Annotated in this window: 10 protein-coding genes; all 10 read right to left on the reverse strand. The window is 43.2% G+C overall.

The features are described 5' to 3' along the window. Window positions 1-4: 4 nt before the first annotated feature. Entirely contained in the window at window positions 5-262 is a 258-nt protein-coding gene (locus T541_RS0110555; RefSeq protein WP_026652710.1) for a hypothetical protein, read from the reverse strand. 74 nt (window positions 263-336) lie between these two features. Then, the gene (locus T541_RS0110560) at window positions 337-2,517 is read right to left on the reverse strand and encodes a beta-galactosidase (protein WP_034466798.1); all 2,181 of its coding nucleotides are present in this window, start codon (window positions 2,515-2,517) and stop codon (window positions 337-339) included. Window positions 2,518-2,533: 16 nt separating this feature from the next. After that, window positions 2,534-3,532 carry a LacI family DNA-binding transcriptional regulator gene (locus T541_RS0110565; protein ID WP_026652712.1) on the reverse strand — a complete coding sequence of 333 codons (999 nt, stop codon included), beginning with the start codon at window positions 3,530-3,532 and terminating at the stop codon, window positions 2,534-2,536. 23 nt (window positions 3,533-3,555) lie between these two features. After that, a complete protein-coding gene (locus T541_RS0110570) occupies window positions 3,556-4,419 on the reverse strand; it encodes a sugar ABC transporter permease (RefSeq protein WP_026652713.1) in 864 nt (287 codons plus the stop codon). Beyond that, entirely contained in the window at window positions 4,419-5,816 is a 1,398-nt protein-coding gene (locus T541_RS0110575; RefSeq protein ID WP_026652714.1) for a carbohydrate ABC transporter permease, read from the reverse strand. The genes T541_RS0110570 and T541_RS0110575 overlap by 1 nt, the downstream gene beginning before the upstream one ends. Window positions 5,817-5,930: 114 nt before the next feature. After that, window positions 5,931-7,250, reverse strand: a complete 1,320-nt coding sequence (locus T541_RS0110580) for an extracellular solute-binding protein (protein WP_026652715.1) — start codon at window positions 7,248-7,250, stop codon at window positions 5,931-5,933. Window positions 7,251-7,772: 522 nt separating this feature from the next. Beyond that, complete coding sequence (gene dprA / locus T541_RS19375) at window positions 7,773-8,966, reverse strand: DNA-processing protein DprA (protein WP_051538197.1); 1,194 nt, start codon at window positions 8,964-8,966, stop codon at window positions 7,773-7,775. Further along, entirely contained in the window at window positions 8,966-10,537 is a 1,572-nt protein-coding gene (locus T541_RS0110590) for a YifB family Mg chelatase-like AAA ATPase (RefSeq protein ID WP_026652716.1), read from the reverse strand. Before T541_RS0110590 ends, dprA begins: the two co-directional genes overlap by 1 nt. 292 nt (window positions 10,538-10,829) lie before the next feature. Then, window positions 10,830-11,468 (reverse strand): PilZ domain-containing protein, encoded by a 639-nt coding sequence (locus T541_RS0110595; protein WP_026652717.1) that lies wholly within the window; start codon window positions 11,466-11,468, stop codon window positions 10,830-10,832. Between the two features lie 322 nt (window positions 11,469-11,790). Next, window positions 11,791-12,852: a type IV pilus twitching motility protein PilT gene (locus T541_RS0110600; RefSeq protein WP_026652718.1), complete on the reverse strand. Its 1,062-nt coding sequence runs from the start codon at window positions 12,850-12,852 to the stop codon at window positions 11,791-11,793. Window positions 12,853-12,871 lie beyond the last annotated feature (19 nt).

Below are 12,871 nucleotides of genomic sequence, written 5' to 3' on the forward strand. Positions count from 1 at the left end.
AATATCAAAGCCACTTCAATGGATTACTGATGATCTTGGCCTTCTCAAAGATGCTCTCATGATTAAGGCTAAGATAGTTCTCCAAAGATTTTATTTCTTCACTGCTATATCCGTTCTGCTTATCAATCTTACAGGCGGGGATCACTCCCTCCGCCACCTCAAGGCCGCTAAGTCCTTCTCTTTCAAAGGAGACTCTGACTATTTTGTTGTTGTCCTTATCCCTTAGTATTGAGGAATAAGTCATCTTAACATCATCGTTCATAGCTTCATCCCTTTTTGGTAAAAAGAAATAGTGTCATCAAGGCATAAGTCTCGATAACACTATTATACGTCAAATTAGTAAATTTTGATACGATATTGTGAGATAAGATGTAATTCCTTTAGTCTAAGAGCCTTTCCATTATCCATTTCTGGGTACTCCTGAAGATACAGCTTGGTATCCTCATAGAGTGGTTCTATATGCATGTCAAAGGATGCTGTATCAAGCCTTTCATCTCCCTTATCGATAAATCTCTTAAGTCCCACTTCCCAGGTCTGTCCTGTGTAGAAGCTGTCTGCAATTATCTCACCGTCCATAGACAGATCCGCAGTATCACCTTCGTAGGAAATCTCCATAAAAATCTCAGATGAATCCTTATCGATATTAGCAACTTTCAAGGCGAAATTCTCTTCATCTTTTCTGTCAAAAGAGATTTTGGCCTTTGATTCAAGCTCTTTTCCCTCATAAACAGCGAAGCTGTCGCTCTCAAGGAACTCTCCATCGCACTGAGCGTTCTTTGTAAGGGTAAAGTTATTAAGAGTATTTCCAATCTCAGGGAAGCTTCTGAAGGTAGGAACCTTCTTCTGGTTATCCCTTGTATCGAAGTAGATAACCGCACTTCCGTCAGAATCTGTAACCGTGTTGCCATCAGTGATAATGAAGTATTCTCTTCCATCAATCAATGTCTTGGTTCCGGAAATAGCCTCTTCTCTAGTGATGGTAATGATCTTGTTGCCATTAAGGTCGCCGGTAACATCAGCCATCTTCACTTCCTTATCTGAATAGAAGATGTAGCCATCGTGGCCCTCTCCATCATAGTTATGAAGAATGCAGACCGGAGTTGCATCTATCGTAAGTCTTGCTGTATCTGACACCTTGAGATTAAATGGGTAAAAGAAAAAGTCTCCGTCCTTTATATCTCTCTTTGGGAATCTTGTTAGCTCTTTTCCCTTCTCATCGTAGGCTACAAGCTCTGCGCCTGGGTGATCTTCCATCTTGTACCTGCGCTGATAGTTATTAATAAAAAGATATCCTGTAGGAACCTCTTCGTTACGGTAGCGGACCGAGGTCCTTAAATCTGTGAAGTTCGTAGGCTTAAGTGGGTTACCTGGTTGCTCTGTGTATGGCATATCGCAAAGGTCAGAGCCAAAGTCGTGGATAAAACTTGCTATCAGCCTTACCTGTCTATAGGTATCCTCCATCTGGCCATACTCACGAAGAGGTGCATTAAAGTCATAGGAGTAAGCAGGAAGATCGTTAGGATAGCCTGTAGCTCTGGTCTCCTGAAGGGTTGTGAGCTTACCCTTAGGATTGGTGCCGCCGTGGTACATGTAGTAACCAAGAAGGTTAGCACCGCTTCCAAGTTTAACCATTGTCATGGCTGCGGTGTCAGTTCCTGAAGCGATAGGTCTTCTATGCTTAGTAACCTGAAGGCCGCCGCCCAGCTCCGCTGTAAGAAATGGAAACTTGTCCATATCAAAGGTGATGCCAGCGCCCAGACCGTGGTCTGATCCTATGTTGTGATCGTTTCTTTCTTTAGTAAATACATAGTTGCCGCTTGGCTCAATCTCAGTCAGTCTCTGATCCCATGGAGCTTCGCAGTAGCCGCCCATAACTGGGATCATGCCGCCTGTAACAGCACCGCCCCAGCCTGTGGCTGTGTAGATAGGAGTATCAAAACCAATCTCCTGAGCCATGGCTTTAAGGGTTCTCATGTGCTGTTCGCCCTCTTCGCCATTCTTACCGCCGCAGTGACCGTATTCATTCTCAATCTGGATGCCGATGATAGGACCGTCATCCTTGATAAACAGGCCCTTTGCCTGCTCAAAGGTCTTGGAATAAAAACGTCTTACGTGCTCAAGGTACTTAGGATCATCGCATCTGACTTCATAGCCCTCTTTCCTGGAATCCTCTAAAAGCCAGTCAGGGAAGCCGCCATTTCTGGCTTCTCCATGGGCCCATGGTCCAATTCTGAGGATACAATAAAGTCCGCACTTCTTAACAGTTTCAAGGAACTTTCTAAGGTCTCTGTCCCCTGTAAAATCATATTCTTCCTTAATCTCTTCGTGATGGATCCAGATGACATAGAGGGAAACAATGTCTATTCCCCCGGCTTTCATCTTGCAAAGCTCTTCTTCCCAGTACTGATTAGGATATCTGCTAAAATGCATCTCTCCCATCATGGGAAAGAATCTCTCCCCATCAACAATAAGGCTCATTGAATCATAGGTAATAACTGAGCTTTTAGATATTTTCATAATATACTCCCGCAAATCATTTAGTACTTTCTTTAAGTATTACTTCATAGCTGTTGAGCATCTGATTCTCAACCTCTTTGCCATCTATCATATCCAGAAGGCTCTTAGCTGCCACTGCTCCAAGGTTTCGGTCGTTGAAGTTAAGGCTTGTAACAGAAGGCATGGCACTATCTAAGATAGTACTATTGTAAAAAGAGGCAATTCTTAGATCATCAGGAATCATGATATGCTCATCCCTGCATCTGGAAATAAGCTCTCCTGCAAGGCTGTCGTCCATGCAGATGACACCATCTACGCTTAGATTCATTAGCTCTTTTAAAATACTGCCAACCTTGGCCTTATTCTCCACATCAAGGTAGATCAATGACTTGTCCACCTTGATCCCTGCCTCCTCGAAAGCAGTCATAAAGCCTTTAAATCTGGTATTGGTGATCACATGACCTGTGGATCCGCCAATGATGGCCATTCTCTTAAGGCCCTTGGCAATAAGGATCGATGTAAGTTCTCTGCAGGCACCAAAATTATCGTTATCTATTGAGACAATGTCAGGATCATCAATGCTGCCTATCACTACAAATGGAATTCCGCAGTTCTTAAGGTAATTGGCAGCTCTATCCTTCACAAGAGTTCTGGTAAGGATGATGCCGTCCACCTTATTGTTCTCAACAAGTCTCTTAAGTCCCGAATAATCATCAATGCCGATCATAGTGATCACTATGTCGTAGCCATAATGGGAAGTGACCTCATTCATTCCGGTTATACACCTCTGGAAGAAAGGAAGGTCAACTGCATTGTAATCATCCGGCCAAACCACCCCAATATTATATGTCCTTTGCTTGGCTAGCGCCCTGGCTGCAACATTCGGTCTGTAATTATGCTCTTTTATGTAATTCATAACCCGGGTTTTGGTATCATCTCCAACCCTGCCCTTTCCGGAAATTGCACGGGAAACGGTGGTTTTGGAGATGCCAAGTGCCCTGGCCACGTCGTCAATTGTAATCTTTTCGTCAGCCATAATTTATATCCCTTCGGCAGGAATCAGCCCTTTACAGCTCCACCTGTTACGCCCTCAACATAATACTTCTGAAGGAACATGAACAACAGTGTTACTGGAATAGCAACTAATACACCACCAGCACAGAATCTTGTGAAATATCCCTGATAATCGTTAGTCCATACCCATCTTGTCATACCAACTGCCACGTTGTAGCTTGTGTCATGGCCAAAGGCAACGTAAGAAGCAAATACGTAGTCACACCATGGTCCCATGAAAGCAACAAGGGCTGTGTAGATGATGATAGGCTTAGACATAGGAATGATCATTGTAAGGAAAATTCTTGCTCTTGTGGCGCCGTCAATTCTGGCAGCCTCATCAAGAGCCTTTGGTATTGTATCAAAATATCCTTTGCAAACATAGTAGCCCATACCACAACTTGCTACAGATACAAGAATGAGTCCTGGGATAGCTCCAGCCTGTGTAAGTCCGAACATCTTAAGAAGGAAGTACAAGCAGATCATTGTAAGGAAGCCTGGGAAAAGACCTAAGATCAGCCAGAACTTCATAAGGAATGTACGACCTTTAAATCTCATACGTGATAATGCATAGCTTACGCAAAGAACTATAAGTGTTTGGAAAACAGTTACAAATGCTGAAATTGTAAGTGTGTTCTTGTACCAAATAAGGAAGTTAGTGTCTGCTTTGCTAAACAGGAATGTGTAGTTATCCAGACTAAAGTGGTGAGGAATAATATAGTCTACCATTCCGCCGTATTCTGTTGCGTAGGATCTAAAGCTCTGAAGCACCAGTCCTACAAATGGAAACAGCCAGATTATGCTGATTATTATAAGAAGTATATAGGCTATAACGTTGCCTACAGTTCTTTTTGTCTTATATGATTTCATTATTGGAAGCCCTCCTCATCTCTTACTGATGGAAGCAGGTTATAAACGCCAAGGGCGAATATAGCTGTTACTATGAATACCATAATACCTATAACGGCTGCCATCCTGTAGTTAGTGTCATTTACAGTCATCTTATAGAGCCATGTAAGAAGAAGGTCTGTGTTTCCGGCCTTTTCAGCAAGGTTAACTGACTGAGGTTTACCCTGTGTAAGAAGGTAAATAACATTGAAGTTGTTAAGGTTTCCAGTGAACTGTGTCAGAAGGAATGGACCTGTGACAAACAGCATATATGGAAGGGTGATACTCTTAAACATCTGCCATGCATTAGCGCCATCTATTCTTGCGCTCTCGTAAAGATCCTCTGGGATGTTCATAAGAAGACCCGTAGCTATCAGTACCATGTATGGGATACCGATCCAGATATTAACCACGATAACAGTAATCCTTGCAAGGATTGGATCTGTCCAGAATGGAATGTAATTCTTGATAAGTCCCCATTTCAAAAGATATCCGTTGATAAGTCCATCATTGGCGAACATTTTCATAACATAAAGAAGTGATACAAACTGTGGAACAGCAATTGTCATAACGAGAATTGTTCTCCATAGCTTTTTAAACTTGATTCCCTTTTTGTTGATCAGCATAGCTACTGCCATTCCAAGGAAGTAGTTAGTAAATGTAGCAAAGAATGCCCAAACAAGAGTCCAGAAAAGAACTAGTAAGAATGTAGGGCCAATTCCAGCTCCTGAGAAAGAAACAAGGTTTTTAAAGTTCTCAAGTCCAACCCAGGTAAAAAGATTGGTTGGTGACTGGTGATTCTTATCGTAGTTAGTGAATGCGATACAGATCATGAACACGATAGGAAGCACTGTAAATACGAAGATTCCTGTTACAGGAAGTGCAAGCAGGGTCTTATCAAAGTTCTTATCAAAAAGAGATAAGAATACTTCCTTGTTAGATGGAAGCTTTTTACCTGCCTTAAGCAAGAGCTCTTCTTTGCGGTTCTCTCTGATGTTGACGTACCACATAAAGATAAGAGCAAGTATTACAAAGATACTTAAAATACCAAACAAAAGGATCAAAAAGCTGTTGTCACCATAGACGGTCTTTCTTCCAACCTTCTGTGTCTCAACGGTACCAAGTGTAGTAATCTTAGAAAGATATTGCCATCCAAATGCTGGCATATACCAGATGAATAATACTTCCATTAACAGAAGTAAAACTCCTATCAGCACCTGTCCTCTAAGTATTGGTCCAAGTCCCATGATGATATAAGAAAGCTTTGTCTTAATGTCGCCTTCTACGAATGTAACTCCAATTTCTTTAAAAATATTCCCCAATGCTTTCCCAAAATCGGAACTACCACTCTTTTTCTTTTTTCCTCCGCTCCGTGCCATAGCTTTTTGGCCTCCTTCTTAGTATAAAAAACATCTTAACCTTAAATCAGGCTCGGAAACACTTTGAATCCGAGCCTGAATAAGATCAGTGATCAAAATATGATTCTAAATCAATTATTTAGCATAGCTTTCGCATGTTGCCTGGAAGTCTGAAAGAGCTGCCATAAGATCATCATCAGTAGCATCAGCCTTGATCTCACCAGAGATTACAGAATCACCAAGTGATGTAGCAAGTGACCAGTAGTCACCAGGATACTGTCCCTGAGGAATTGTGTACTGAAGCTGATCTGCAAGAGCTGAAAGAGCTTCGTCAGCCTTAACTGCATCTGACTGCTGAGCGTTAAGGTTTGAAGGACCCCAACCTACTGCTTCGAATCTAGCAAGCTGAACTTCTTCGCTTGAAAGGTAAGCTGCAAGAGCGTCACAAACAGCGAGCTTGTTGTCATCTTCCTGAGGCTTAACACCAAGAAGCTTGAATCCACCAAAGCCTGAAAGCTGATATGTCTTTCCATCAGAGCCTTCGAATGAAGGAAGCTTAGCGCATGCATAGTTGTCGCCGAACATTTCCTTAGCTGCCTCTGAATCCCATGTACCATCAACGATTGCTGCGCAGTTAGTTGCGTTAGAAACTGAAGAACCGTTCTGGAATGACTTGGACTGTGTAAGCTCAAGGATCTCTCTAAGAGCAACTACACCAGCATCACTAGCGTATGTAGCGTTACATGTTGTGAAGTTACCTGCATCATCTGTCTCATATGTAAGCTCAGCACCTGTTCCGAAGAAGAATGCTGTCTGATACCAACCTGAGTTAACTTCGAAGTAGAAATTCTTGCCAGCTGCTTCACAATCAGCAACGATCTGCTCAAGTGAAGAAGGATCTGTTACAACGCTCTTATCATAGTAAAGGAAATATCCATTATCTGATGTAAGAGGATAAGCATAAAGTGTGTTACCAACTGTTGCTGCTGCAACTGCGCCAGCATCGTTCTCAGCCTTAACAACTTCTGCGTTAGAATCTTCAACGATCTCAAGAGCACCTGCTGTAACAAGTCTTGCGATCTGATCCTGTGCGAATACATAAACATCAGCACCTGCTGTAACGTCTGTGATCATGTTACCAGCTGCATCGCCCTCACCAGTTGCCTCAACGTTGAATGTATATCCGCTGAACTCTGGGTGAGCTTCCTGGAACTTAGCGATCTGCTCGTTAGTGAAATCTACTACTGCGTCTGCAACCCAAACCTTGATCTCGCCTGAACCGTAATCAACGTTCTCGTCTACAGCGTCCTTAACTTCCTCAACAGCCTGGCTTGCTGACTCAGCTGCGTCCTTAGCTGTATCTACTGTTTCCTGTGCCTGCTGTCCGCTACATCCAGCAAGGAGTGTAGCACCCATAGCAGCTGTTAATAAAACAGATACCAATTTCTTTTTCATTTCTTTTCCTCCATCATAAAAATACTTTTTTGTTGCGCAATTCGCGCAATCGGTTGCTCTAATTAAAAGTTTATGACTTGTGCACTTTTTTGTCAATGAAGCACTTTTGATGATTAATTACCCTCGTTTTTATACAAATTGCACATTGACTTTCGTACATTGGAATCGTTACCGGTAACGTTTTGCGCAATCGGTGTCGCAAGACGAAACCCGCTAAAGCCCACGTTTTCTACCATTTGCGCAAACGGTTTACCGTAAACATACCGGAAGCGTTTCCGAAAATTTCCGGTAACGGCTTTCCGGGGGTTTTAGGACGGGGAGTCAGGGCATGCTGATGTTCACGTTTACTCGTCGTAATCTGTATCGTCAAAAATCAGATAGATGTCTCATTTCATGTTATTCAGAACACTCGACATCTATCTGATTTTTTTCCGTACATCTTATCGACTCGTGCAAATGCTCACATCAGCATGCCCATGACTTCCTTGTTCTACACAATCCGGAAAGCCACGCCTATAAAAATCATCTAATTCGTTTCCGGTAATAAACTCCTTCTTGCGCAATTAGTCCCTTATAGGTGAGGTCCATGAGTTTGGACATAAGTTCCGGGATTGTTAATACCACTCCTTTAGTTAGCAACTTTTCTGCTATATTAGAAACTGAGATTGGAATTATATCCACTACTTCTAGAACTTCCTCCTCTACTGTTTTGGGTGGAAGATCGATTGACATAGCGTCGTCATCACAGGCAGAATCTGCACTATTTTCACTTTGTTCATCCCCCAACTCGCTCTTTTTCACAGTTTGATAGATTTCCTTAGTAGTCTCCTTCTCCTCCAGCTCTTCCTTTCTCCCCCAGAGTCTGTCCAGGACGTCCTGGCAGGTGATAGCTACTCCAGCGCCCTGGCTAATCAAGAAGTTACATCCATCGCTAAGGCGGTCGGTAACTCTTCCGGGAACGGCCAGGATTTCTTTTCCCTGCTCAAGGGCCTGGTCCACGGTGATCTGGGTTCCAGACTTCTGTCTTGCCTCCACCACAAGGACAATGTCTGCCAATGCGCTTATTATGCGGTTGCGCATTGGAAAGAAATTTGCCTTTGGCATTGTATCCGGGGCATGCTCTGAGATAAGGCCGCCGTTGTCGCAGATTGTCTTGTAGACATCCTTGTTTTCCTCAGGGTAGCAGATGTTGACGCCGCAGCCCAGGATTCCAAAGGTGCTTCCCCCTGCTTCTATTGCAGCCTTCTGGCTTATGCCATCCACACCTCTTGCCATTCCGCTTATTACCTGGACCCCTGCAAGAGCAAGGCCCCTTCCAAATTCCCTGGCCACATATCTTCCGTAGTCAGAGCACATTCTGGCGCCGATTATGGCAACGGAGGGCTTTGTTGGATCCGGAAGCCTTCCTTTCACGTAAATTGCAAAGGGTGAATCTGGGATAGCCTTCAGCTTTTCAGGATATTCCTCCGAAATCCTTGGAATAAATCTTATATTGTTTTCTTCAAGTTTTCTTTTCTCCGCTTCAAAGTCCCAGCTGTAGCGGCTCTTAATAAGATTGCCTGCTGCCTTTGGCGGCAAAAGATTTCTAATATCCTTATCACTTAGCATAAAGATTTCTTCACAGCTAAGTCCGCTTCCCAAAAGCTTTTCAGCACTTCTATTTCCAACTCCCTCGACGTTTAAAAGCCAGTGAGCATATTGGTTTTCTGTTATCATCAATCTCCTTCTTTCTGGTTCCAGTATTTGCCATCTGTCATGCGATAGCTGATGGCTTCTATAATGTGAAGCTCGGATATATCCTGGCTTCCGTCTATGTCTGCGATAGTTCTTGCTACTCGCAGCACCTTGTGATAGGCTCTGGCGCTGAGGTCCAGGCTACAAAAGGCACTTTCAAGGTATCTCTGTTCCTTAAGCCCAAGCTTACAGTATTTCTTAATGTCCGCAGGCGACATATCAGAGTTAAAGCGTATATCAGTCCCCTCAAATCGCTTGCACTGGATTGCTCTTGCCCTCATAACTCTTTCTCTGATAGTCTTGCTGGTTTCATTCAGGGCTCTGTTTCCTCCGCTTAGCTCAGAAATATCCACCTTTGGAGCCTCTATGCAAATATCAATCCTATCAAGTATGGGGCCCGAGATATGTCCCAGATATCTTCGAATCTCATTTGGAGTGCATTTACACTTATTACGGTCCGGATAATACCCACAGGGACAAGGGTTAAGGGCCCCTACTAACTGGAAGTCCGCAGGATATGTGAAAGTTCCCTTACTCCTTGCAATTCTTATCTCCCTATCTTCAATGGGCTGACGTAAAAGATCTAGCTTCGCCCTGGGAAATTCCGGCATTTCATCAAGAAAAAGAACTCCTCTGTGAGCCAGGGATATAACTCCGGGTCTTGGAATATTTCCGCCTCCAGTAAGGGCGGTCTCTGAAATGAGATGATGAGGACTCATAAAAGGCCTCTTGGTGATCAGGGGCTGGTTATCCTTTAACATACCAGCCACAGAATAGATTGTGGATACCTCGATACTCTCATCAAGGGATAATGGAGGCATAATGGTGGGAAATCTCTTGGCAACCATGCTCTTTCCAGAGCCTGGCGGGCCCACGATAAGTATGTGGTGAAATCCAGCCGCGGCAATTTCGACAGCTCTTTTTACAGCGGATTGACCGTTAATATCTGCAAAGTCAACTCCCGCAAGGTCTTCCTCTGAAAGCCTCATGATTTCTTCAACGTCCACTCGTGTAGGTGGGATCAAAAGATCTTTCTCCTCCTCACTACAGCTAAGATAGCTGATGGTTTCCTGAAGGGAGCTGACACCAACGATTTTCATATCATCAATGACTGCGCCTTCTTTGGCATTGCCAACTGGGAGAATCACCGTCTTGTAGCCCTCTTCCCGGGCCTTAGAGACAATGGGAAGAATTCCCTTTACATTCTTAACTTCGCCGTCAAGGCCGATCTCACCAAGGATTACAGTATCCTTAAGCTTGTCATCATCAATCTGGTCTGTGGCAGCCAGAATCCCCACAGCCACCGGAAGGTCCACCACTACACCCTCCTTCTTAATATCCGCAGGAGATAGGTTGATGGTCACCTTTGAGGCAGGCATTTTCATGCCGATGTTCTTAAGAGCAACCTTGACTCTGTCGCCAGCTTCCCTTACTTCACCGCTCAAAAAGCCCACCATGTTAAAACCTGGAAGTCCATCGGAAACGTCCACTTCCACCTTCATAAGGTAAGAGGATACGCCTCTGACAACTCCAGATGTAACTGAACTAAACATCTGTAATTAAAAATTTCCTTTCGCGTTATTTCTCAATATGGAATGCAGAGCATGTAAGAACTACATATCTCCCAAACCGAATGTTTGCGTAGACAAATAACTTGGTTAGTATAGCAAATCTCAGATCAGATTGCAACAAGAAAGCATGTTGCTTGCAACATGCTCGCGCCGAGCGCGGTTGCATTTATGCAACATTTACCTATCGCGCGATGTGTGCATCCATAGTGGAGCGTTTTTTTATGATATAGGAATTTCGGAGAAATTTCCTATATCATAAAAAAAGCAGCGGGCGTTAACCCACTGCTGCTGACTGCATTTGTTTCTTATGAGCATTTTTCTTTTCCATGATAAATCCAAGAACTCTAGGATCCACGGTCTTCATCTCGCAGCCAAGAGCGGTCAATCCACCAATCTTGAACTCACGGACCAAAGTACCGTAGAGAGTCATCTTCCTGTCCGCTGCAGACTTTAAAAACTCAACCTTAACTCTATCGCCAGGCTTGTAGCCTTCAACTTTACCAATAATAACTGAAAAGCCGCGCATTGAAATGTCCTGAATAATAACACTCAAAGGCTTCTTCTGGTTAACCACGCAAGTTCCCATGAGCTGAACGTTGTATCTCTCAGCCTTTCTCATGTTATCAGCAAGAACAATCTCTTTCCCACTAATTACATGGAAATCGGATCCAGCGAAATCAACACGACTGATGTTATCTACATGAAACATGTGCTTGATGCCTGTATACTCCTCTGTGTATTCGAAATTGGCACTATTGCATATGTCTATAAGCTCGCCATTGCAAGTGATGGGTGTTACTAAAACCCCATCTCCATAGCGTGTAAGCACGGTAGTTTCAACTGTATAGTTTTTACCCTTATGAACCATATTAACGGTTATTTGTGTTGCTTGTGCTATGTCGTAAATTTTCATGGTATAAATATAAACTCTTTATAAATTTTAATTGTGAACAAGTTGTGAACAATCACTGTTTTTTTGCTCATTTTGAAACTTGTTTTCAGTGATTTTTTGGAAACTCAATCTGTAATTTCAGTTTCTACGTAAACCTTTACATTCAGTATTCATAATATATGCAAGGGGTTTTTTCGACTTTCCCGTGGTTACTTAATTCCATAAAAAGAGCTACAGCTTTTATTCACTGTAGCTCTTTCGATTTGCATATTTATTCATTTTTCACGCAATTTATAGTCTTTATTTCGTTTGTCGCAATTCTTATATCTGTGGGCAAATCCAATTATCTTAGCATCTTCATCTGCATTGTATCCGGATCCTGAGCAAATTGTATTGCCATTTCTCGTGATATCTTTTGATCCTTATAAAGCTGAAGAATAGCCTCATCCATGGAAATCATACCCATCTTACGGTTGGTCTGCATGATGGTAATAAGCTGATGGGACTTACCTTCTCTAATCAGGTTCCTTACAGCGCTGTTAACGTGAAGCACCTCAAAGGCAGCTATTCTGGACTCTCCATCCGCATTTGGGATAAGCTGCTGAGAAACAATAGCCTCCAATACGCTGGCCAGCTGAATTCTTATCTGTTGTTGCTGATGAGGTGGGAATACATCAATAAGTCTGTCCACTGTATTGCTGGCACCGATGGTATGAACTGTAGAAAGAACCAGGTGGCCAGTCTCAGCTGCTGTGATGGCGGTACTGATGGTCTCAAGATCACGCATCTCTCCCACAAGGATAACGTCCGGATCCTCACGAAGAGCAGCTCTTAAAGCATTGGCATAGGAGTTAGAGTCCGTGCCAATTTCTCTCTGGTTAACGATGGACATTCTATGCTGATAAGTAAATTCGATAGGATCTTCAAGAGTGATAACATGTGCTTCCCTGGTGTTGTTGATCATATCGATGATGGATGCAAGGGTTGTGGACTTACCACTTCCGGTTGGTCCTGTAACAAGCACAAGGCCCCTTTTCTTTTTATAGAGCTCAACTACAGTCTCTGGAATTCCAAGACTCTCTGCTGAAGGAATCTCTGTAGCAACAACTCTGAAGGCCATGGCTATAGAGCCTCTTTGTTTGAAGACGTTTAGTCTGTAACGGCCCACACCACGGATGGAAAAAGACATATCGTGCTGTCCGTTTTCTTCAAGCTTCTCCATCTGCTTCTCAGACATTATCTCATCTGCGATTTCCTTGGTATCAGGAGGCAGCATCTTATCAAAGCTGTCCATGGCAATGAGCTTGCCGTTTAATCTCATTTTAGGAGGCAGTCCTACAGTAATATGTACATCTGAAGCGCCTTTATCTTTTGCTTCTCTTAAAATGTCTTCAATCTTTGACATAGCTCTCCTTTAATATCTG

The sequence above is a fragment of the Butyrivibrio proteoclasticus P6B7 genome, from assembly GCF_000622085.1.
GTDB classification, from domain to species: domain Bacteria; phylum Bacillota; class Clostridia; order Lachnospirales; family Lachnospiraceae; genus Butyrivibrio; species Butyrivibrio proteoclasticus_A.